This is a genomic window from Gordonia sp. YC-XJ4 (assembly GCF_059511865.1).
This window is the reverse complement of record NZ_CM183447.1, coordinates 2,007,953-2,030,096: the sequence shown is the minus strand read 5'-3', so window position 1 is coordinate 2,030,096 and position 22,144 is coordinate 2,007,953. Positions and strand designations below refer to the sequence as shown.

Genomic DNA, 22,144 nt, shown 5'->3' with positions numbered 1-22,144 from the left:
TCGCAGCGGGACACAAGCCACCTCTGCAGCCCCGATTCAGGCCCGCACCCTTCCGGTGCGGGCCTGAATTGTCGGACGAGGCCGGGGTGCCGATTCAGTCGACGAGGTCGGCCGGCACGATGTCGACGGCGAACGGCGCGGTCACCGCGAGACATTCCTCGCCGACGGCCGTTCCGGAATCGACGTAGGCCCCGTCGACCAGCGACCAGGTGGTGATCGAGGTCGGTACAGCGGGATCGACGACCCAATAGTGCGCGCACCCGCCCCGCCGGAGCCTGTCCTTCTTGAGCAGCATGTCCACTCCTCGCGTCGACGGCGACGCGACCTCGATCGCGAGCGTCGGCGCCTGTGGGAGGTTGGTCTCGGCGAACGCCGACCGGGGCGCCACGAGGAGATCCGGCTGCAGGCAGGTGTCCTCGGCGAGCACCACATCCAGCGGGGCGAACAACACCTCGAGGTCCGGCGGACACGCGGCATGTAGCAGCAGGTGCAGCCTCGCCACGACTCGCTGGTGCCGAGGCGTAGGGGCCGGACTCACGATCAGGACCCCGTCGAGAAGCTCGTAGCGCCAGCCGTCATCGGGCATGGACTCCAGGTCCGCGTACGTCAGACCGCTGCCGTGCGGCAGGCCCAGGATCTCGGTGGTCACGGTTGTCATGGTAAGTCGCCTCCCGGTTCACGGCGACAAGCATGATGCACAACCGGTCCGCGCCGACCGCACCGCAACTGCCTGTGGACAACCCGCGACCCGCCGGAACCGATCCGGCGTCCGCTGCGTCCAATCGATCATGACTCACCTGATCGCCCGCCCGCATCCGCTCGTCCTACTCGTCCTCGCCGTCGTATCGGTGGCGTGCCTAGCCGCGGGCCTCACCCCGCCGCCGGTGGCGGCATCGACGGATCTCACGAATCCGTCTGCGCCCCGATCCCCTGCGCCCCAATCTCCTTCGCCCCAATCTCCTTCGACACCCCTGACCATCACAATCGCCTCCGACGAGGAGGTCAACGAGCAGTTGCTCTGGTACGACGCGAACGGCCGACCACGACATCAGTTCGACGTGAAGCTCACCGATCACGACTCGCAGGCCGATCAATGGACAGGCTCGTTGACCCTGACCCCCACCGACGACCGCCGGCACACGCACCGTGTGGTGTTCATCTCCGGCGGCGAGGTCGCACACTGCACCGTCACCTCCGGCACCCGGGCGGTGGCGACCGACGACGCCGAGGGGCCTGCGGCGATGGCGGTCTGCGAGTGGTGAAACATCCGACAAACATCCCGTTCACGACGGATTCCATGATAATTCTGGATTGTTGTCACTAATTCCGTCATCACGCTGCGCGCTGATGACGGAAACCCTACTCTGTCTCCAGCACACGGACATGAGTGGGAGCAAGACATTGACCGAAAGCGTTCACGCCGAGATCCAGGGCGACAAGGGTTTACGAGCCGGTTCCATCGGCCTCGTCGGCAATGTGATCATCGGGCTGTCGGCGGTGGCGCCGGCCTACAGCCTGGCGGCCACGTTGGGGTATGTGGTGGCCGCGGTCCACACCAAGGCGCCGGCGATGTTCGTCGTCGCCTTCATCCCGATGCTGCTGGTGGCGTTCGCCTACCGCGAACTGGCGAAGGACACCCCGGACTGCGGAACGACCTTCACCTGGGGAACCAAGGCGTTCGGCCCGTGGGTCGGTTGGATCGGCGGATGGGGGCTGGCCGTGTCGGCCATCATCGTGCTGGCCAACGTCGCCGAGATCGCCGCGGTGTATCTGCTCAAATTCCTCGGCCTGGAGACCCTCGCCGACACCTTATGGGTCAAGGTGCTGCTCGGTTGTGTGTTCATCGCAGGGATGACCTGGGTGAGTATCCGGGGCATCGTCATCAGCGAGCGATTGCTCTCGGCCCTGATGTTCATCCAGTTCGGCGTCCTGATCCTCGCGAGTGTCATCGCGCTGGTCAAGGTCGGCACGGGACATGCCGGCCCGCAAGCGATCTCACCGGAGTGGAGCTGGCTCTGGCCCAGCGGACTGAGCCAATCCGAGATCGCGGCCGCGGTGATCCTGTGCATCTTCATCTACTGGGGGTGGGATGCCTGCCTGGCCGTGGGCGAGGAGACCAAGGATCCGGAGAAGACGCCCGGCCGGGCCGCGGTGATCACCTGCCTGATCCTTGTCGCGACGTATGTACTCGTGGCCTATGCGGTCCAGGCTTTCGCCGGCTTCGGCGACACCGGTATCGGACTCAACAACCCCGAGAACGCCGACGACGTGCTGACGATTCTCGGCAAACCGGTGGCCGGCGGCATCCTCGCCGCCGCACTGCTGCTGACGGTGAGCGTCTCGGCCATCTCCTCGACCCAGTCGACGATCCTGCCGACCGCCCGGGGCAGCCTGTCGATGGCGGTGTACAAGGCGATCCCGGATCGCTTCGCGAAGATCCACCCGCGCTACATGACGCCGGCGTTCGGCACCGCGGTGATGGGCATCTCGGCGTTGGCCTTCTACCTCGTCCTGTCCATCGCAAGCCAGAACACATTGGCCGACTCGATCGCCTCGCTCGGACTCGCTGTGGCGTTCTACTACGGCATCACCGCCTACTCCTCGGTCTGGTACTTCCGGCGGACGCTGTTCGACTCCGCCCGCAACTTCTTCATGCGCGGTCTGTTCCCGCTCCTCGGCGGCATCGCGATGACATGGGCGTTTCTCAAGAGCGCCATCGACATGTTCAACCCCGACTACGGCTACACCTCGGTCGGCCCGGTCGGCGGCGTGTTCATCCTCGGCGTCGGCATGCTGGTGCTCGGCATCCCGCTCATGTTGGCCTGCTTCGCCCAACGCCGAGAGTTCTTCCAGGGCAAGACACTGACCGCCACGACCGAAGTGAAGGTTCCCGATGTCTACTGACTCCCCCGCACGCCCGAGGCTGACCGTCGGCTATCTCGCCACGCCGTCGGGCGATGACGGTATCGCCCTCGCGGTCGCGATCGCCCGGAAGACCGGTGCGGCCATCGATCTCGTGTGCGTGGTCCACCCCGTCCCCTACGACGGACACCCCGGCGTCGAGCAGTATCAGGCTCGACTGGAGAACCAGGCCGCTACCTGGCTGGCCGCAGGTGCCGCACGCATCCCCGACGACATCGAGACACGCACGGTGGTGGTGGTCGACGAGTCGTTCACCGACGGTCTCATCGGTCTGGCCCAGCAGGCCCGCGCCGAGATGATCGTGGTCGGCGGTACCGGGGATGGGCTGATCAGCCGGCACACGCTGGGTACGGTCAGCACCGAATTGCTGCACTCGGCACCGCTACCGGTGGCGCTCGCCCCACGCGGGTACGCCGACCGAACCGGGGTCGCCCTCGACATGGTCACCGTTGCGGTGCCGGTCAAGCCCACCACCAGCAATCCCCTGCCCTTCGCGCTGGCATTCGCCGAACAGGCGCACCTGGATCTGCGTCTGGTCTCCCTGGTCTCGCTGGAGTCGCCCTTCGACGACGACGTCTCGCGCAGCGCGCGTGCGCGTCGCGTCGAGGTGGTCCGGGATCTGCTGGAGAAGACGCGGGCCACCGTCGACTCCGACCTCGACATCGAGGTGCTCGTCGCCGACGGACCCACGCTCGACGAGGCCCTCGACAATCTGCAGTGGGATGACAACGATCTCGTGGCGGTCGGCTCGGGTCACCTCGGCGCCGAGAACCGGGTGTTCCTGGGCAGTACCGCAGCCCGCATCCTGCGCTGGACCACAGCGCCCGTACTCGTGGTGCCGCGCTCGGGCGACACCACGTCCGCCTCGTCATGACCCGGCCGACGATTCTCGAACTGCGCCATGCCGAATGCGAATCGCCGGGAACCTACGGCGCCGGACTGGCCGGCCTCGCCGACGTCCGTACCGTGCGCACCTGGCGAGAGGAGTTGCCGACCGATCCCCGGGACTTCGCCGGCATCCTCGTGATGGGCGGCCCGATGGGTGCCAACGACGGCGCCACACTGCCGTGGATCGACACCGAGATCGCCTTCCTCACCGCGGCGGTGGCCGCCGACGTCCCGATCTGGGGTGTCTGCCTCGGATCACAGCTACTCGCCCGCGCGCTGGGGGCGCGCGTGTTCACCGGGCCGGCCGGCGAGGTCGGTGTCGCCGAGGTGACGCTCACCGACGACGCTCGCACCGACCCGGTGTTCTCGGCGATCACCGAATCGACGTTCCCGGCGATGCACTGGCATTACGACACGTTCACACTCCCCGACGGGGCGACCCGACTGGCCGGCTCGCAGCGATACGAGAATCAGCTGTACCGCCACGGACCGCATTACGGGGTCCAGTTCCACCTCGAGGTCGACACCGATCTGCTGCGCGCATGGCTCGACGTCGAGGACTACCGCGGTGAACTCGTCGCCGCCCTCGGTCCCGGGGCACCGGCCTCCGTCGCCGCCGATGTCGCTGCCGCACAGACGATCACCGCGCCACTCGCGGCGACGCTGATCCGACGTTGGTTCGACTCCTTCGTCATCGGATAACCCTCACGCGTCGAGCACCTCGTCGATCCGAGCGAGGTACAGGCGCACCGCCTCGTCGATCAGGTCGCCGGCCTCCGATTCCTCGACCAGCCCCCGCCCGCCGAGCGCGAGCAGTCCGTTGAGCCCGGCCCACGCGATCACCACCGCCCGCCGAATCCGGGTGCGCCGTGCCGGTGACCGGCGTGCGGCGCCGCCACCCGGCCGGCCGTCGATCGCGTCGATGACCATCTCGACGACAGCACGCAGCCGGTCGGCGATCTCGGTGCGCGCCACCGCCACCGCGGGCGCCGCCGACTCGTCGACGTCGCTGAGCCCGAGCAGCCGGAACGCCAGCGGCTCGTCCCGGTGGAACCGCACGTACTCCTCGAGAGCCGCCTGCGCGGCCGAGCTGCCGATCCGATCGGCGAGCACCGCACGCATCCGCTCGTCGTGGACGTGAGCCATCCGGACCGCGAGTACCGCGTACACCTGCGCCTTTCCGTCGCCGAAGTTGCCGTAGAGGGTGGTCAGTGCGATGTCGGCACGCTCGGCGATCCCATCGACCGAGGTCGCCCGGAAACCGTTCTGCGCGAACAACTCTGCGGCGGCATCGAGAATGGCGGCGCGAGTGCGGCGTCGTCGGCGATCGCGGGGCTCGTCCAGGAGCGAGGTCATGTGCTAATTGTAGTACTACTACGCAATCGTAGTCAGACTAGTGTTACCTGGAGGATTCATGACCACCACCGATCCGGCCACACCCACCGATCCGACACACCCAGGACCGAGACACCCGGGACCGAGACACCCCGAGCCTGCGCCGACCGACGGCTCAGCGGTGATGCGGGAGCTGATCCCGACCTCACCGTTCGTCGTCGTCCTCGGCATCACCCTCGAGTCGATCGGCGACGGCCGAGCAGAGCTCCGGATGCCCTTTCGGCACGAACTGACCACCGTCGGCGAGATGGTGCACGGCGGCGCGCTGGGCGCATGCGCCGATGTCGGCATCATGGCGGCGGCATGGGCCGGTCGCGAGATTCCGGACAAGCTGCGTGGCGTGACGACCTCGATGTCGGTCAACTTCCTGCGGCCCCTACAGGCCGAGGATCTCCGCATTGTCGCCGACCGTCTTCACAACGGAAAACGGCTGTGCCACTGCACCGTCGACCTGCTCGGAGCCACCAGCGGCACACTCGTGGCGCGAGCGACCGGGACCTATCAGATCGGTTGATCGGCGTCCATGTATCAGCTGTCGAAGCCGAGCCCGACCTTGTCCATCGCGGCCAACCATGCACCTCGCTTGCCCTCGCGACGCTCGCTGCGGGCCAGTTGGTGGCGGGTCAGCGTGATCCCGGTCCATCGCAGCGGTTCCGGCGGGAACGGAATCGGCTTGGAGCGCACCATCTTCAGAGATGTCCGCTCGGTCGCCAGACCGTCGACGAGATCGAGTGCGGTCGCCGCGGCGAAGTGTGAGGCCCCGACGCCGAGCCCGGTGAAGCCGACCGTGGTGACCACCCGACCACCGTGTGAGCGGTCCCAGAAAGCACAGAATCGTGAGCAGGTGTCGATCACACCACCCCAGGTGTGACTGGCGCGGACGCCCTCGAGCTGCGGGAACATCTGCAGCAGGTGTTCGGCGAGCAACGCGAACTCGGCGGGCTCGTATTCATGACGTCGCGAGTCATCGGAACCGTAGTGGTAGAGCGCGTCCCAGCCGCCGAACAGAATCCGATCGTCGGCGGTCAAGCGGAAGTAATGGAAGCGTGGACCACAGTCGGCCAGACCCTCGCGCCCGGCCCAACCCAGCGCTGCCCGACGCTCGGCGTCGAGGGGCTCGGTCATCAGGGCGTAATCCCATACCGGAACCGTGTAGGGCCGAAGTCGGCGCACAAGAGACGGACTCGCCGAGGTCGCCAGGACGACGCGATCGGCGACGACGTCACCGAATCCGGTTCGCGCGCGCATGCGGTCGTTCTCGCGACGCAGCCCGGACACCTCGGTGTGTTCGTAGATGCGTACCCCTAGCCGCTCGGCGGCCGCAGCCAGCCCCCAGGCGAGTTTCGCGGGGTCGAGCATGATCACCTCGGGGTCGAAGAGCGCGGCCTTGACCATCGGCGAGTTCACCCGCGCACGCGCCTGCGGCCCCGGCAGCAACGGCATCTCCTTGCCGAGAAATGCTGCCGCCGAGGACATCTCCCGAAGGTCGTCGACCTGCCAGTCGGCGTTGGCGATGTCGAGTTCACCGGTGCGCTCGGCGTCGGCGTCGATGCCCAGACGCGCCAGCGCTGCCTCGATCTCGTCGAGCGTCTCACTCCCCAGACGCAACAGTGTGTCCATCTCGTCCTCGAAGCGGTCGATGCCGTTACCGAGTCCGTGGGTGATACTCGACGAGCAGAATCCGCCGTTGCGGCCGGAGGCGTGTTCGGCGATGCGGTCACGTTCGACCAGTACGATCCGTCGGCTCGGGTCCCGTTCGGCGGCCGTCACCGCGGTCCACAGCCCGGTGAAGCCACCGCCGACGACCAGCAGGTCGGCGTCGACCTCGTCGGACAGCCGCGGACGCGGGGCGGGACGGTCCGCCCGGTCGAGCCAATACGACGTCGGCGCGGCCTGTGCCACCATCTCGACGGCCCGACGCCCGGGTCTGCTCGCCCACGTCATCGCGATCCCCGACCCGGATCGGCGAACACCGTTCGGTGCCAATCCTTCTGCGCGACACCGGTATTGTCGCTCATGACGTGTTTGACGGTGAGGTACTCCTCGAGCGAGTACATCGACATGTCCTTGCCGAAGCCCGAGGCACCGACGCCACCGTGCGGCATCTCGCTGATGATCGGGATGTGGTCGTTGATCCACACGCACCCGGCGTGGATCTCCCGGGAGGCACGGCCGGCACGGTAGACGTCGCGGGTCCACGCCGAGGCCGCGAGACCGTAGACGGTGTCGTTGGCGCGGCGGATGGCGTCGTCGTCGTCGGTGAACGCCGAAACGGTCAGTACCGGGCCGAAGACCTCGTCCCGATAGATCTCCGACGACTCGGCGACGTCGGCGATCAGCGTCGGTGGATAGAACGCGCCAGGACCGTCGGGCACCTGCCCGCCGACGACCACCCGGGCGCCCTGCGCCGGGGCGCGCGCCACCATCTGCGCAACCTTGTCGCGGTGGTCGGTCGAGATCAGCGACCCCATGTCGGTGGCCGGATCCCGTGGATCGCCCATCACCACCGATCCCATCACCTCGGCGACCCCGGCGACGAAGTCGTCGTAGAGGTCGGCGGCCACGATCGCCCGGGTGGCCGCCGTGCAGTCCTGACCGGCGTTGATGAGCGATCCGGCGACGGCACCGGCGATGGCGGCATCGAGGTCGGCGTCGTCGAAGACCACGAACGGGGCCTTGCCGCCGAGTTCGAGTTGCACGCGGGTGCCGTGGGTGGCGGCCTGACCCATCACCATCCGGCCGACCGCGGTCGAGCCCGTGAAGGTGACCATGTCCACGTCGGGATGACCGGCGATCGCGGCACCGACGTCGGCGCCGGTGCCGACCACCACGTTGAGCACACCGTCGGGCAGGCCCGCCTCGGTGGCCAGTCGCGCCAGGGTCAGCGTGGTCAGCGGTGTCAGTTCGGCCGGTTTGAGCACGACGGCACACCCGGCGGCCAACGCGGGCAACACCTTCCAGACCGCCATCTGCAGCGGGTAGTTCCACGGGGTGATCGACCCGACGACACCCACCGGTTCACGGCGGATCGAACTGGTGTGGTCACCGGAGTACTCGCCGCTGGCCTTGCCCTCCAGGATGCGGGCGGCACCGGCGAAGAAGCGCACGTTGTCGATGCTGCCCGGCACATCGAACTCGCGGGAGAGCCGGATCGCCTTGCCGGTGTGCGCGGTCTCCTGCTCGGCAAGCAGATCGGCTTGGGTTCCGAGAGCAGCCGCGAGCGCCCCGAGTACCTCGGAACGCTGCGCGGGAGTGGCTGCACCCCAATCACTTTGGGCAGCGCGTGCTGCCGATATGGCGGCATCGACATCGGCCGATCCGGCCAATGCCATCTCCGCGACGGGCTCGCCGGTGGCAGGATCGAGAACAGTATGGTCCGGCCCGGCACCGTCGATCGGCGCGCCGGCGATCCATCCGGACGGGACGCTGGTGGTCAACACGGCTGCGATACTACCGTCGATAATGCGGATTCGCGATTCTTTTCCGGATTTTTATGACGAAATCAGAAGTATCGGTTGCGCTTTACCACTGAATCCGTCAAGATCGGGGGGTGCCTGAAGCCTCTCACCCTCATCTCGACGGCACCGCGAAGAGAATCATCGAGCTACTGCAAGCCGACGGGCGCAGTTCGTATGCGTCGATCGGCAAGGAGGTCGGACTCTCGGAGGCGGCGGTACGCAATCGCGTACAGAAGCTGAGCGAGAGCGGACTACTGCAGATCGTCGCCGTCACCGATCCCCTCAAGTTGGGGTTCGCCCGCCAGGCCCTCATCGGCATCCGATGTACCGGTGACACCGAGGAACTGGCCACGGCACTCGCCGGGAATCCGGAGATCGACTATGTGGTGCTGACCGCCGGCTCGTTCGACATCCTCATCGAGGTGGTCTGCGAGGACGACGATCACCTCCTCTCGATCCTCAACCGGACCGTCCGCAAACATCCCGAGGTTACCGGCACGGAGACCCTCGTCTATCTGAAACTCGTCAAACAGCAATACAATTGGGGAACACGATGACCACAACCACCCAACCGTCCATCGACGGAACCTCTCTCGGAGCACGCAGCGCCGCGCACCTGTGGGGCCACTTCGCCCGACACGGCGAGGGCATCACCCCGCCGGTGATCACCCGCGGCGAGGGTGTCCGCATCTTCGACGACCGCGGGCGCAGCTACCTCGACGGCCTCGCCGGTCTGTTCGTGGTGCAGGCCGGCCACGGTCGCGTCGAGCTGGCCGAAGCGGCCGCTCGCCAGGCCAAGGAGCTCGCCTTCTTCCCGGTGTGGTCGTACGCGACACCACCGGCCATCGAGCTGGCCGAGCGCCTGGCCGCCTACGCACCCGGTGATCTCAACCGGGTCTTCTTCACCACCGGCGGCGGCGAGGCGGTCGAGAGCGCATGGAAGCTGGCCAAGCAGTACTTCAAGCTGACCGGAAAACCGATGAAGCACAAGGTGATCTCGCGTGCGGTCGCCTACCACGGCACCCCGCAGGGCGCGTTGGCGATCACCGGCGTACCGGCGCTCAAGCAGATGTTCGAGCCACTGACCCCCGGCGGATTCCGCGCGCCCAACACCAACATCTACCGCGCGCCCGACGAGGATCTGGCCGCCGATCCCAAGAAGTTCGGACGCTGGGCCGCCGACCGCATCGCCGAGGCCATCGAATTCGAGGGCCCCGAGACCGTCGCCGCGGTGTTCCTCGAGCCGGTGCAGAACGCCGGCGGGTGCTTCCCGCCGCCGCCGGGATACTTCGAGCGGGTCCGCGAGATCTGCGATCAGTACGACGTCCTGCTCGTCTCCGACGAGGTGATCTGCGCATTCGGCCGCATCGGCTCGATGTTCGCTTGTGAGGACTTCGGCTACCAGCCCGACATCATCACCTGCGCCAAGGGTATGACCTCCGGCTACTCCCCTATCGGTGCCATGATCGCCAGCGACCGGCTCTTCGAGCCGTTCAACGACGGATCGACCACCTTCCCGCACGGCTACACCTTCGGTGGGCATCCGGTGTCGGCGGCGGTGGCGCTGGCCAACCTCGACCTCTTCGAACGCGAAGGCATCAACGACCACGTCAAGACCAACGCCCCCGCGTTCCGCGCAACGCTGGAGAAGTTGCACGATCTCCCGATCGTCGGCGATGTCCGCGGCGAGGGTTACTTCTACGGCATCGAACTCGTGAAGGACAAGACCACCAAGGAGTCGTTCAGCGACGCCGAGGCCGAACGCATCCTGCGGGGATTCCTGTCCACGGCGCTCTTCGACGCCGGTCTGTACTGCCGCGCCGACGACCGCGGCGACCCGGTCGTCCAGCTGGCCCCGCCGCTGATCGCCGGACAGGCCGAGTTCGACGAGATCGAACAGATCCTGCGCTCGGTGCTGACCGAGGCCTACACACTGCTCTGACAGGCCGACATCCGGTCTCGGCGTCGCCCACACGACATGACGCCGAGAGATGACGCCGCTGGTAACGTCCGTGCAGTGACGTGGGGGAATACGCACCTCGGCCGACGGATCGGCACGATCCTGGCAGCGGTGTGTGCGGCGGCCCTGGTGAGCGCACCCGGGGCCGCCGTCGCCGTTCCGCCGGCGACACCGGTCACCGATCAGTGCCCGCATCGGCAGACCCCGCCGCCCCCGGTCGACACCTCAGAGGTCGTCGCACCCGGCTCGACGACGCCCACTGCACTCCCGGTCCCCACACCGGCCGTCGGCGGCGAGCGCCTCTCGGCATGCGGGGTGATCGCCGATCCCGGCGCCGGCCCGATCCCCGAACGTCTCACCTCGGCGGCCTGGCTGGTCGCCGACCTGGACACCGGTGCGATCATCGCCGCCAAGGACCCGCACGGCCGCTACCGCCCGGCGTCGACGATCAAGGTGCTGCTGGCCCTGACCGTCCTCGATGCCGGACTCGACCTCGACAAGATGGTCGTGCCGACCGCCGAGGACTGGAGTCAGGAGGGCGATTCGTGTGGCATGGGACCGGGCGGGCGCTACACCGTGCGCGACATGCTCAGCGGGCTGCTGATCGTCTCCGGCAACGATTGCGCGCACGCGCTCGCGCGTGAACTGGGCGGGGTATCGAGCACGCTCACCAAGATGAACTCGCTCGCCGCGCACCTGCACGCGCTGGACACCCGGGCGACCACGCCATCGGGCCTCGACGCCGCAGGCATGTCCACCTCGCCCTACGACCTGGCGCTGATCTTCCGTGCCGCGATGGGCAATTCAACGTTCCGGGACATCATCTCCACACCCACCTACCACTTCCCCGGGTACCCGCCCCGCTCGGACGTACCCAGCGACACACCGCACCCCGGATACGAGATGCAGACCTCGGATCAGCTACTGCTGCAAGGCTATCCAGGAATGCTCGGCGGCAAGACCGGGTACACCGACGACGCACTGAAAACCTTCGTCGGAGCCGCCCGCCACGGCGACAAGACCGTCCTGATCGTGCAGATGTACGGTCTCTCGACCGGCGACGACAATTATTGGACCCAGGCACAATCGTTGCTGGAGTACGGATTCCACGCACCGTCGGACACCCGGGTGGGTGAGCTCGTGGCGGGCCCGAACACATCGGCATCGACATCGGCCACCACGGCATCGGGGTCATCGGCGTCATCAGGGTCATCGGCGATGACGACGCAAGCGGATACCGCTCGTCCGTCGAGCACCGCCGATCACTCGACCGCCACCCGCATTCTCGTCGGGCTGGTCGTCGCCCTCGTCGTCGTGATCCTGCTGGCCGCGGCCACCCGCCTCGTCGGGCGGCGCCGCCGTTGACCGGCGCCGCAGCGACGCGGATCGTCAGTCGCCGCGGACGCGCCGGATCACCATACCCACCGCAGCTCCGACCGCGGCGGCACCGGCGAGTGCACCGACCTTCGGCATCGGACTGACCTCCACGGTCGGACGCATCACCACCGGCCGCTGCTGCGTCTCGTCGATCTCGTCGTCGACCTGGAAATCCTCGTTGATCGGATCGGTGGCGCACCACGCGGTGGCGTACAGGATGATCCGCGACGCGAGGTAGGCGAAGACCATGATGCCCAGAATCGGCCCGAACGCGGCTCCGGCCGGGCTGCCGAGCACCGACTTGAGGTAGAGCCCGCCGAGGTTCTTGATGATCTCGAACGCGATCGCGGTGATCAGGCCGGCGCTGAGGCAGTTACGGAAAGGCAACGGCACCAGGGGAAGACGGGCCAGCACGAGGGTGAAGAGCATCCAGCTGGCGAAGACCGAGATCGCGATCGCCACCACCCGCAGCAGCACCGGAGCCCATGAGGTGTGGTCCACGCCGACCCACTCGAGGACCTTCCTGACGATGCCACCGCCGTTGGCCAGCGTCGTCAGTGCCATCGTCGCAGCGAAGGCCAGCCCGAGCACCACGAAGGTGAGCAGATCGGTCACCTTCGAGACGAGAGCATTGCGCGACAGCCTGCCCCCGAACATCTCGGTCATCCCGGCTCGCACACCGGCGATCCAGCCGACACCGGTCAGCGCGGCACCGACGAGACCGATGATGCCGACCGTGGCGCGTGAGGAGATCGCCGAGTCGATCACGGAGCCGATCTGGTCGCCCATGCCGCCGGGCAATTGCTTGACCACGGCGTCCTTGAGTTGTTCGATCAGATCGGGGTTGCTCGCCAGGACGAATGCCGCGACGGCGAACGCAACCATCAGGATCGGGACGAGCGCGAGGATTCCGTTGAAACTGATGCTCGCGGCATGGACGTTGCCGCGCCGATTGGTGTAGCGCTCCTGGGTGCGCATGGCGTGACCAAGCCACGGCCAGCGCTCACGAGCGGCAGCGAACCATTCTTTGGCGCGTGCAAGCAGATTCTTGAACCACGCGATCACCGAACCCATCGTCGCCTCACCTCCCTGTCGGCGAAGCGCCCGGGCTCCGCGTGGGTGCGCCCGACAGCGGTCCGCGTCGGTACGCCTACTGACGCTCCGCGTCGGTACCCGCCGACCCGGATCAACCGGGCACGGGCCTCACGCCCCTACCGTAGGTGCCAGGAACCCGACTTTGTCGTATACCGACTTCAGCGTGGCGGATGCGATCTCACGGGCCCGGGCCGCGCCCGAGGCCAGGATGGCATCGAGTTCGGCGGGGTCGTCGAGGTATTCGGAGACGCGACCGCGCAGGGGTGTCACGAATTCGGTGAGGATCTCGGCGGTGTCCACCTTGAGATCGCCGTACCCCTTGCCCTCGTACTTGGCGACGAGATCGTCGATGCCCACCCCGGACAACGCCGACTGGATCGTGAGCAGGTTACTCACGCCCGGTTTGTCGGCGGGATCGAAGGAGATCTGCGAGCCGGTGTCGGTGACCGCGGAGCGAATCTTCTTGGCCGAACGCTTCGGGTCGTCGAGCAGATTGATCAGACCCTTGTCGGTCTCGGCGGACTTGCTCATCTTGGCCGTCGGGTTCTGCAGGTCATAGATCTTCGCGAATTCGGAGACGATGTGCGCACGTGGCACCCGCAGGACGCCGCCGAAGCGTTTGTTGAAGCGCTGGGCGAGGTCTCGGGTCAGCTCGAGGTGCTGGCGCTGGTCCTCACCGACCGGGACGAGGTCGACGTCGAAGGCGAGGATGTCCGCGGCCATCAGGATCGGATAGGTGAACAGTCCGACCCCGGCGGCGTCGGCGCCCTGTTTGGCACTCTTGTCCTTGAACTGCGTCATCCGGTTGGCCTCGCCGAATCCGGTGATGCACTGCAGAACCCAGGTCAGTTGCGCGATCTCGGGGATGTGTGACTGCACATAGACGGTCGCCCGGGTCGGGTCGACGCCGACGGCGAGCAACTGCGCCACCGACACCCGCGTGCGGTGCGCCAATGTCGCGGGATCGAATTCCGCGGTGAGGGCGTGCATGTCGGGGATGAAGTAGAACGCGTCGAAGTCGTCCTGTAGGGCCACCCACTGCCGCACGGCACCGAGGTAGTTGCCGAGGTGAAAGGAATCGCTGGTGGGCTGAATGCCCGACAACACACGTTGACGCGGCGCGGACACCGACCCGGAGACGTCACTCATGGGTCGATTCTTTCAGACGGGTCGAGTGATCAACCGCGGGAGCCCGACGGTGCGATCGGACGCCGCGGATCACTCGTAGACCACGGTGACCGGGGCATGATCGGACCACCGGCGATCGTAGGAGTCGGCGCGATCGACGAAGGCCTTCACCGCCCGTCGGCTCAATGACCGGTTGGCGAGTTGGTAGTCGATGCGCCAGCCGGAGTCGTTGTCGAATGCCTTGCCGCGCCACGACCACCAGCTGTACGGGCCGTCGACAGCGGGGTGCAGGTCGCGCACGACGTCGGTCCAGCCCGACTCGAGGCGCGCGCCCACCCATTCGCGCTCGTGGGGCAGGAAACCGGGATTCTTCAGATTGCCCTTCCAGTTCTTGATGTCGAGCTCGGCGGGCGCGATGTTCCAGTCCCCGCCCACGACCACGTGCCGCCGGCGCCGGGCCACTCCGGCGAGATACTCGCCGAATTCGTCGAGGAAGCGCTTCTTCTCGGCGAACTTGGCGGTCTCCTTCTCGGTGGCCGACGGTGTCGGTTCGGCTGCGCCCTTCGGCAGATACAGGCTGGCCGCGGTCAGCGCTCCGAGATCGGGGACGTCGAAGTCGGCCTCGAGGTAGCGCCCGGTCGCGTCGAATTCCTCGCTGCCGAATCCGACGCGCACGGCTTTCGGGGCGGACCGGCTCAGCACACCGACCCCGGCGTGGCCCTTGACGACCGACTCGGTCATCGACAGATGCCAGCCGGCCTCGAGAGCCGGACCCAATGCAGCTTCTGTCTGCTCGGTGTCGGCCCGGATCTCCTGCATCAGGACGATGTCGGTGCCCGAAGCATCGAGCCAGCTCAGAAAGCCGGGATTGATCTCCGAACGCTGCTTGGTGGCGGCGCGGATGCCGTTTACGTTGATGGTGGTGATCGACGTGGTCACGGTGCCCCACCCTACGTGCGGCCACCGACACGTTATCTGGAGTGATTCCAAAGGTAAGGCAACCCTTGCGCCGACGCGCCACTTTATGTAATCCTCACCTAACAGCCAGATGAGGTGAGTTCCATGTTCGTTTGTATCTGCCGCGCGGTGACCGAGGACGAGGTCCATGAGCACTGCACCGCGGGCGCTCGAACCGTCGACGCGATCAGCGACCGCTGTGGTGCCGGCGAAGGATGTGGCACCTGCCTCGAACGGCTACAGCAGATCGTGAGCGAAAGGACTTCCGTCACCACCGCAGCCTGACTCACTGGAGGTCACCCCATGCGAATTACGCGCGTGGGGTTATTGCTCGTGCTACCGTTCGATTCACCAGTCCCTGGACCGAACGGAGTTGTGGCATGCGTGGAGATGACGAGGTCATCGCCCTGCTCAATGAGCAGCTGACCAGCGAATTGACGGCGATCAACCAGTACTTTCTGCACTCCAAGATGCAGGACAACTGGGGGCTGACCGAGGTGGCCTCCAAGACGCGCGCCGAATCCATCGAGGAGATGACCCACGCGGAGATCCTCACCGACCGGATCCTGTTCCTCGAGGGCCTGCCCAACTATCAGCAGATCCTCCCGTTGCGCATCGGCCAGACCCTGCGTGAGCAATTCGAATGCGACCTGGCCATCGAGATCGAGGTCGTCGAGCGCCTCAAGCCGGGAATCGCGATGTGCCGCGGCAAGGGTGACATCACCTCGGCCAAACTCTTCGAAGAGATCCTCAAGGACGAAGAGCACCACATCGATTACCTCGAGACCCAGCTCGAGCTGATGGACCGCCTCGGGGAGCAGCTCTACATGTCCAAGACGGTCGCCACGCCACCCGACGTGGGCTGATCGGGTCGTCGGGTCCGGCGCGCCGCCGCCAGGGCGACGCCCAGGACCACGACTCCCGCCACGGCCAGCGCGGCCCCGAGCACCGATGGTGCGCGATAGCCGTGACCTGCCGCGATCACGATGCCGCCGAGCCATGCGCCGGCGGCATTGGCGATGTTGAGGGCCGAATGGTTCAGCGCCGCCGCCAGCGTCTGGGCGTCCTCGGCGACATCCATCAAACGGGTCTGCAACGCGGGCACCATCGAGGTGCCGGCGACACCCACCAAGAAGGTCAACGCCAGTGCAGCCCAAGTGATCTGAACGAAGAGGGCAAAGCAGAGCAAGACCGCGGCGAGCCCGACGAGTCCCACCAGGATCGAGCGCGACACGCTGCGGTCGGCGGCGATCCCCCCGATGATGTTGCCGACGACCATGCCCAGCCCGAACAGCATCAGCGCGAGCGGGACCAGCCCCACCGGCAGGCCACCGAGTGTGGTCAACGTGGTGTTCAGGTAGGTGTAGAACGCGAACATCCCCCCGAAACCCACGATTCCGATGAACAGGGTGAACCACACCTGCGAGCGGCGCAGGGCACCGAGTTCGGTGACCGGGTTGGTGACGCGCATGTCACGCAACGACGGCAGGCTGCGGATCAGGGCGGCGACGGTCGCCACGCCGACGACGACAACCACCAGAAACGCACTGCGCCAACCGAAATGCTCACCGAGCCAGGCAGCCATCGGCACGCCTGCGACGTTGGCCACCGCCAGGCCGAGCATGACCTGCCCGATCGCCTTGGCGCGCCTGCCCGGACCCGCGAGATGCGCTGCCACCAGAGCGGCGACCCCGAAATACGCGCCATGCGGCAGACCGGCCACGAACCGCGCCGCGACCAGCAGGCCGAAGGACGGCGCGAGCACCGTCGCGACGTTGCCGACGGTGAAGGCGACCATCAGGCCGATCAGCAAGGTGCGCCGCGACATCCGGGCGGTCAGGGCGGCGATGAGCGGCGCACCGACCACGACGCCGAGCGCGTACGCCGAGATCACCGTCCCGGCGGTGGGCTCGCTGACATCGAGGGCGCCGGCGATATTGGGCAACAGACCCATCGCGACGAACTCGGTGGTCCCGATACCGAAACCGCCGAGCGCGAGCGCCAGGATCGCCCAGCGTAGCGACGTCTGGCGACGAGAAACATTGTCGGACAACGCAATACCGAGATCATCGGACGCCACCGACGGTGCCGCGCCGGTCGCGGGCGTCGCGTCGGCGGTCACGGCGGAGGTGGGATGGGCTGATTTCGACACGGGAGGCGTAACCACGGCGCGTCCGCCGCGGATTCCCGCCGACGCGGGTGAGTTCGTTCACACGGGTTTGTCGGGCCGGAATCGAGACGCCCGTCACGGTGTGGCGGCAGCGGATTCCTTCACCGACGACGGGGTCGGCACCGTAATTTGATCGGGCGCGGAACCGCTTCCGGCATCACCTGGTGACGGCGCGGAACTCTCCTGCGCCGACGTTGCCGACGGCGACGGCGTCGCGCCCGACTCGGACGTCGAACTCGACTCCGGTGACGTGCTCGGCGCAGGTGACGTGCTCGGCGCAGGTGACGCACTAGGAGCAGGTGAGGTGCTCGGCGCAGGTGACGTGCTCGACTCCGGTGCCCGCCTTGCGCCGACAGCGCCCCCACCCTCACCGACAGCGCCCCTGGTCCCGCTGACTGCGCCCGCCTCATCGCCCACAGCGCCCGCCCCACCGTCGACTGCGCCCGTCTCACCGTCGACTGCGCTCTGCTGGGACGCAACCAGCGGCACCGCGACATGTGTCGGGGTCGACAGCACCGACGCACCCGCACCCGTCGAACCCCTCGGCACCGTCGTGATCCCCTCGACGACGCGCGCCACCCAGTACCTCACGAAATTGAGCGGCAGCGCGACGATGCTCTTGCCGCTGGCGAGCAACGCCTGGGCTCCCTGCTCGAAGAGCTCGCCGTTCCAGGTGAGCACGCCGGTGATGGTGTTCTCGAAGGCGTACAGATCCGGCAGGTACGCGCCGTAGCCCAATTGCGGCAACGGCGGAAACCAGTCCATGACCCACCGGATCGGCGGCTGGAAGTCGGCGAGGGTGATCCCGATGATGTCGGGTAGGCGGAACCGGTAGGCCACGAGGTCCGGGACCGACCAGTGCAGGCCCACGGCGTCGACGAGGTTCTGGGTGAGGATGGCCATCGACGAGGGCGAGGCGATCGTGCAGGTCTGCAACGCTCCGCTCTGCGTACATGTCATGGGCTCGTTCGCGCCGTTCATGTACCAGGTCGTGCCGGTACCCGGGAATTGATACATGTGAAACGGATACTGACCGTGCTTGACCCAGTAGCCGAGGAGCGCGTCGAGGTCGCCGATCGGGTCATGGAACGGATCGGGGAGATCGCAGATCGGGTCGCCCGCGATGCAGTAGGTGGTCACCGGCAGGCCCCCGTAGTCGGTGACTGCTCGGGTTCCGGACATGGTCAGACCGGGGATGATCCCGACCAGGGTCGCCTCGATCCCCTGTCCCCACAACGTCCCCGACATCCGCGGATCGGAGTAGAGCTCACCCGACACCGTGCGCGCACCGTCGGAATCGGTGGTGGAGATGACGTAGGTGGAGCCGTCGTCCATGGTCACCGGCCGATTCGCACCGATGTCGGTGAGAACGTCGCCGGCCACCCGCGCTCCCTGCGAATAGCCGGCGATGACGATCTTCTTGTCGGCACCGCACTGCTGCTGGTACGCGGCGACGGCCTGCTCCAGGTTGGCCGACCCTTCGGCCTCGCTGGCGTTGTATCCGACCGACCCGAGTGGCCAGATGGTCGCGGAGTACGGGACCTGCTCGATCTCGTAGGCGCCCGCGCCGGAGTACGGACTGTCCGGCAGCTCCTCCCAGTGCGCGCCGTGCCCGGTGTAGCGCTGTTCCATCCCGACGAGATACGAACCGTCGGAATTCCACGTGCCGCCGACGATGAACACCCGACCGGGTTGACTGCACGCCGCCGCCGTTTCCGCCGACGCGACCCCGTGACCCCAGAATGCGGCCGCGATGAGCGCCACACTCGCGGCCCCGACCACTCCGGTCGAGACGCTGCCGCGGAGCGAGGCAAAGGAAGGTGAGAGCCGCATCGGACACGTCCTTGGGCGAGGGAACCGTGACGTGGCAAGGGTAAGCAGACGGCGCGGCCGATTCCGGCGGATCGGTCGAGATCAGGACGGCGATTCGTCCGTCCGGGCGACACCTACCGCGCGCCCGAACCGCACGGACCGTTTCTGTCCAGCACGCAAACCAGGCTGAGCAGGAGGGTTCTCAGCCGACGACGACCGTGTTATATCCTTGTCGCCAGGTCATGAGTATCAGCGTCAAGCCCCGGCTCGCTGATCGGCAACCCTCCAACCGCGGTGGGGTGCTCCGGGTGATGACCGGGTTGTGGGATCGCGACGAGCATCCCCGGCAAGCGCGGGTCCGAAGGTCGGACCCCATCAGGGTCACCACACCCTGCCGACCGCAGAAAGTGATCTATTTTCATGTCTGACGTAGCCAACGACGGTACGGATGCCCAGAACCCAGCCGACAACTGGAGTTTCGAGACCAAGCAGATCCATGTGGGCCAGTCGGCCGACGCCGCCACGAACGCCCGTGCACTGCCGATCTACCAGACCACGTCGTACGTCTTCAACGACACCACCCACGCGGCCAACCTCTTCGGCCTCGCCGAGCCGGGCAACATCTACACCCGCATCATGAACCCCACCCAGGACGCCGTCGAGCAGCGGGTCGCCGCACTCGAGGGCGGTGTCGCGGCACTGCTGGTCGCGTCCGGTCAGGCCGCCGAGACCTACGCCATCCTCAACATCGTGGAGAACGGCGGACACGTCGTGTCGAGCCCGCGTCTGTACGGCGGGACCTACAACCTCTTCCACTACACGCTGCCCAAGCTCGGCATCGAGGTGAGCTTCGTCGAGGATCCCGAGGATCTCGATTCGTGGCAGGCCGCGGTCCGCGACAACACCCGCGCGTTCTACGGCGAGTCGATCTCCAACCCCAACAACGAGATTCTCGACATCGAGGGCATCTCCGAGGTCGCCCATCGCAACGGCGTGCCGCTGATCGTCGACAACACCGTCGCCACCCCGTACCTGCTGAACCCCCTGGCCCATGGCGCCGACATCGTCGTCCATTCGGCGACCAAGTACATCGGCGGGCACGGCACCGCGATCGGCGGCATCATCGTCGACGGCGGCACCTTCGATTGGCGGGTGCAGCGTGATGGTCAGGATCTGTTCCCCGGCTTCACCACCCCCGATCCCAGCTACCACGGTGCGGTGTTCGCCGACCTCGGTGCGCCGGCCTACGCGCTCAAGGCGCGCGTGCAGTTGCTGCGTGACACCGGCGCGGCGATCTCGCCGTTCAACGCCTTCTTGCTCGCCCAGGGACTGGAAACCCTGAGCCTGCGCGTCGAGCGCCACGTCGCCAATGCGCAGCGGGTCGCGGCCTACCTCGCCGATCACGCTCAGGTCGAGTCGGTGGCCTACGCCGGTCTGCAGTCCTCGCCCTGGTATTCCCGTGGTCAGAAGCTCGCGCCCAAGGGGCAGGGCGCGATCATCGGCTTCGAGATCGCCGGTGGCGTCGACGCCGGGAAGCGCTTCGTCGAGGCGTTGACGCTGCACAGCCACGTCGCCAACATCGGTGACGTGCGGTCACTGGTCATCCACCCCGCGTCGACCACCCACAGCCAGCTGACCCCCGAGGAGCAGCTCGCTGCCGGCGTGACCCCCGGCCTGGTGCGCCTGGCCGTCGGTATCGAGGGCATCGACGACATCATCGCCGACCTCGACCAGGGTTTCGCGGCGGCCAAGTAGTTCTAGGACAGGAGCACAACACCCGTGTCGGTGAGCATCGACCCCCAGGCGACCACGACGCATCAGCCCGAGTGGGAACGAGTTCCCGACGGACAGATGGTCCGAATGCGTCTGGGGTCGTTGTCTCTCGACAACGGGCAGCAACTCGACGACGTCACCCTGGCGTTCCAGCGCTGGGGGGCGTTGTCGCCTGCACGGGACAACGTGATCCTGACCCTGCACGCCCTGACCGGTGACTCGCACGTCACCGGCGCTCCCACCGACGAGCATCCCTCCCCCGGGTGGTGGGATGGTCTGATCGGGCCGGGAGCGGCCATCGACACCGACGAATGGTGTGTCATCTCCGCCAACGTCCTCGGCGGCTGCCGTGGGTCGACGGGCCCGTCGTCGCCGGATTCGCAAGGGCGGCCTTGGGGTTCACGCTTCCCCGACATCACCGTGCTCGATCAGGTGCGTGCCGAGGCAGCCCTGCTCGATGCCCTCGGCATCAAGGGAATCGGCGCGGTACTCGGCGGCTCGATGGGTGGCGCGCGTGCGCTGGAGTGGGCGATCGAGTACCCCGATCGGGTCCGCAGCGCACTGGTGCTGGCGGTCGGCGCGCGTGCCACCGCCGATCAGATCGGCACGCAGACCACCCAGATCGCGGCCATCACCTCCGATCCCGACTGGCAGGGCGGCGACTACCACGGCACCGGACGGTCCCCGATCGCCGGCCTCGGGATCGCCCGGCGCATCGCCCACCTCACCTACCGATTCGAGGGTGAGCTCGACGAGCGGTTCGCCAATACGCCTCAGGCGCAAGAGAATCCGCTTCTCGGCGGTCGCTATGCGATTCAGAGTTATCTCGAGCACCAGGCCGACAAGCTGATCGAGCGCTTCGATCCGGGCAGCTACGTGGTGCTCTCCGACGTGCTGAACCACCACGACGTCGGCCGCAACCGGGGCGGGATCGCCGCCGCCCTCGCCTCGTGCACCGTCCCGACCATCGTCGCCGGCATCGATTCGGATCGCTTGTATCCGTTGCGGTTACAAGCCGAGATCGCCGAGGGCCTCGGCAATTGCGTCGGCGGGCTCCAGGTGGTCCGCTCCGACAAGGGCCACGACGGGTTCCTCACCGAGTTCGACGCGATCGCCGATCTCCTCAAGCGCACTGTGGATCTCGCTCGCCGCTGACGCACTCACACCGACACAGACCGACCCGCCCACGCGCCTGCAGGCGTCGTGGGC

General features: G+C 67.1%; 21 protein-coding genes and 1 riboswitch. Of the genes, 12 read left to right on the top strand and 9 right to left on the bottom strand.

Annotated elements, in window-relative coordinates; genetic code table 11:
* Window positions 1-94: 94 nt before the first annotated feature.
* The gene (locus tag AC5ZH6_RS08940) at window positions 95-658 is read right to left on the bottom strand and encodes a Uma2 family endonuclease (protein WP_006367509.1); all 564 of its coding nucleotides are present in this window, start codon (window positions 656-658) and stop codon (window positions 95-97) included.
* 130 nt (window positions 659-788) lie between these two features.
* Between AC5ZH6_RS08940 and AC5ZH6_RS08935 the strand changes: the two genes are divergently transcribed.
* From AC5ZH6_RS08935 to AC5ZH6_RS08920, 4 genes are all read left to right on the top strand, one after another.
* Window positions 789-1,262, top strand: a complete 474-nt coding sequence (locus AC5ZH6_RS08935) for a hypothetical protein (protein WP_035726754.1) — start codon at window positions 789-791, stop codon at window positions 1,260-1,262.
* Window positions 1,263-1,383: 121 nt separating this feature from the next.
* Window positions 1,384-2,904: an APC family permease gene (locus AC5ZH6_RS08930; RefSeq protein WP_006367511.1), complete on the top strand. Its 1,521-nt coding sequence runs from the start codon at window positions 1,384-1,386 to the stop codon at window positions 2,902-2,904.
* On the top strand, window positions 2,894-3,796 hold the full coding sequence (locus AC5ZH6_RS08925; RefSeq protein ID WP_006367512.1) for a universal stress protein: 903 nt from the start codon (window positions 2,894-2,896) through the stop codon (window positions 3,794-3,796). The genes AC5ZH6_RS08930 and AC5ZH6_RS08925 overlap by 11 nt, the downstream gene beginning before the upstream one ends.
* Complete coding sequence (locus tag AC5ZH6_RS08920; protein WP_006367513.1) at window positions 3,793-4,512, top strand: type 1 glutamine amidotransferase; 720 nt, start codon at window positions 3,793-3,795, stop codon at window positions 4,510-4,512. Before AC5ZH6_RS08925 ends, AC5ZH6_RS08920 begins: the two co-directional genes overlap by 4 nt.
* A 3-nt stretch (window positions 4,513-4,515) precedes the next feature.
* Here AC5ZH6_RS08920 and AC5ZH6_RS08915 read toward each other — a convergent pair whose 3' ends face one another.
* Complete coding sequence (locus AC5ZH6_RS08915) at window positions 4,516-5,166, bottom strand: TetR/AcrR family transcriptional regulator (RefSeq protein ID WP_006367514.1); 651 nt, start codon at window positions 5,164-5,166, stop codon at window positions 4,516-4,518.
* A 58-nt stretch (window positions 5,167-5,224) separates the two neighbouring features.
* Here AC5ZH6_RS08915 and AC5ZH6_RS08910 point away from each other — a divergent pair, with 58 nt between their 5' ends.
* A complete protein-coding gene (locus AC5ZH6_RS08910) occupies window positions 5,225-5,719 on the top strand; it encodes a PaaI family thioesterase (protein ID WP_035726755.1) in 495 nt (164 codons plus the stop codon).
* A gap of 14 nt (window positions 5,720-5,733) precedes the next feature.
* Here AC5ZH6_RS08910 and AC5ZH6_RS08905 read toward each other — a convergent pair whose 3' ends face one another.
* Both AC5ZH6_RS08905 and AC5ZH6_RS08900 read right to left on the bottom strand, forming a co-directional pair.
* Window positions 5,734-7,149 (bottom strand): NAD(P)/FAD-dependent oxidoreductase, encoded by a 1,416-nt coding sequence (locus AC5ZH6_RS08905; protein WP_271355420.1) that lies wholly within the window; start codon window positions 7,147-7,149, stop codon window positions 5,734-5,736.
* Window positions 7,146-8,645: an aminobutyraldehyde dehydrogenase gene (locus tag AC5ZH6_RS08900; RefSeq protein WP_271355418.1), complete on the bottom strand. Its 1,500-nt coding sequence runs from the start codon at window positions 8,643-8,645 to the stop codon at window positions 7,146-7,148. The genes AC5ZH6_RS08905 and AC5ZH6_RS08900 overlap by 4 nt, the downstream gene beginning before the upstream one ends.
* Before the next feature lie 110 nt (window positions 8,646-8,755).
* Between AC5ZH6_RS08900 and AC5ZH6_RS08895 the strand changes: the two genes are divergently transcribed.
* The 3 genes from AC5ZH6_RS08895 (at window position 8,756) to AC5ZH6_RS08885 (ending at window position 11,988) form a co-directional block, all read left to right on the top strand.
* A complete protein-coding gene (locus tag AC5ZH6_RS08895; protein ID WP_006367518.1) occupies window positions 8,756-9,220 on the top strand; it encodes an Lrp/AsnC family transcriptional regulator in 465 nt (154 codons plus the stop codon).
* The gene (locus AC5ZH6_RS08890) at window positions 9,217-10,605 is read left to right on the top strand and encodes an aspartate aminotransferase family protein (RefSeq protein ID WP_006367519.1); all 1,389 of its coding nucleotides are present in this window, start codon (window positions 9,217-9,219) and stop codon (window positions 10,603-10,605) included. The genes AC5ZH6_RS08895 and AC5ZH6_RS08890 overlap by 4 nt, the downstream gene beginning before the upstream one ends.
* A 75-nt stretch (window positions 10,606-10,680) precedes the next feature.
* The gene (locus tag AC5ZH6_RS08885) at window positions 10,681-11,988 is read left to right on the top strand and encodes a D-alanyl-D-alanine carboxypeptidase family protein (RefSeq protein ID WP_271355415.1); all 1,308 of its coding nucleotides are present in this window, start codon (window positions 10,681-10,683) and stop codon (window positions 11,986-11,988) included.
* Window positions 11,989-12,012: 24 nt separating this feature from the next.
* Here AC5ZH6_RS08885 and AC5ZH6_RS08880 read toward each other — a convergent pair whose 3' ends face one another.
* The 3 genes from AC5ZH6_RS08880 to AC5ZH6_RS08870 form a co-directional block, all read right to left on the bottom strand.
* Window positions 12,013-13,074, bottom strand: a complete 1,062-nt coding sequence (locus AC5ZH6_RS08880) for a YhjD/YihY/BrkB family envelope integrity protein (protein WP_271355413.1) — start codon at window positions 13,072-13,074, stop codon at window positions 12,013-12,015.
* A 129-nt stretch (window positions 13,075-13,203) separates the two neighbouring features.
* On the bottom strand, window positions 13,204-14,244 hold the full coding sequence (gene trpS, locus AC5ZH6_RS08875; RefSeq protein ID WP_079929251.1) for a tryptophan--tRNA ligase: 1,041 nt from the start codon (window positions 14,242-14,244) through the stop codon (window positions 13,204-13,206).
* A 69-nt stretch (window positions 14,245-14,313) separates the two neighbouring features.
* Entirely contained in the window at window positions 14,314-15,162 is an 849-nt protein-coding gene (locus AC5ZH6_RS08870) for an exodeoxyribonuclease III (protein ID WP_265077827.1), read from the bottom strand.
* 123 nt (window positions 15,163-15,285) lie between these two features.
* Here AC5ZH6_RS08870 and AC5ZH6_RS08865 point away from each other — a divergent pair, with 123 nt between their 5' ends.
* Together AC5ZH6_RS08865 and bfr are read left to right on the top strand one after the other, a co-directional pair.
* Entirely contained in the window at window positions 15,286-15,465 is a 180-nt protein-coding gene (locus AC5ZH6_RS08865; protein WP_014359516.1) for a (2Fe-2S)-binding protein, read from the top strand.
* 95 nt (window positions 15,466-15,560) lie between these two features.
* On the top strand, window positions 15,561-16,046 hold the full coding sequence (bfr, locus tag AC5ZH6_RS08860; protein WP_006367524.1) for a bacterioferritin: 486 nt from the start codon (window positions 15,561-15,563) through the stop codon (window positions 16,044-16,046).
* Here the strand turns inward: bfr and AC5ZH6_RS08855 are convergent.
* The gene (locus AC5ZH6_RS08855; RefSeq protein ID WP_148275452.1) at window positions 16,004-17,332 is read right to left on the bottom strand and encodes an MFS transporter; all 1,329 of its coding nucleotides are present in this window, start codon (window positions 17,330-17,332) and stop codon (window positions 16,004-16,006) included. The two genes, bfr and AC5ZH6_RS08855, sit on opposite strands and share 43 nt — an antisense overlap.
* 93 nt (window positions 17,333-17,425) lie before the next feature.
* Entirely contained in the window at window positions 17,426-19,183 is a 1,758-nt protein-coding gene (locus AC5ZH6_RS08850; RefSeq protein WP_271355411.1) for a cutinase family protein, read from the bottom strand.
* A 217-nt stretch (window positions 19,184-19,400) separates the two neighbouring features.
* Window positions 19,401-19,521: riboswitch (SAM riboswitch) on the top strand.
* Window positions 19,522-19,582: 61 nt separating this feature from the next.
* Between AC5ZH6_RS08850 and AC5ZH6_RS08845 the strand changes: the two genes are divergently transcribed.
* Both AC5ZH6_RS08845 and metX read left to right on the top strand, forming a co-directional pair.
* A complete protein-coding gene (locus AC5ZH6_RS08845; RefSeq protein WP_271355409.1) occupies window positions 19,583-20,917 on the top strand; it encodes a bifunctional o-acetylhomoserine/o-acetylserine sulfhydrylase in 1,335 nt (444 codons plus the stop codon).
* A gap of 24 nt (window positions 20,918-20,941) precedes the next feature.
* Window positions 20,942-22,090 (top strand): homoserine O-acetyltransferase MetX, encoded by a 1,149-nt coding sequence (gene metX, locus AC5ZH6_RS08840; protein WP_014359510.1) that lies wholly within the window; start codon window positions 20,942-20,944, stop codon window positions 22,088-22,090.
* The last annotated feature ends 54 nt before the right edge of the window (window positions 22,091-22,144 follow it).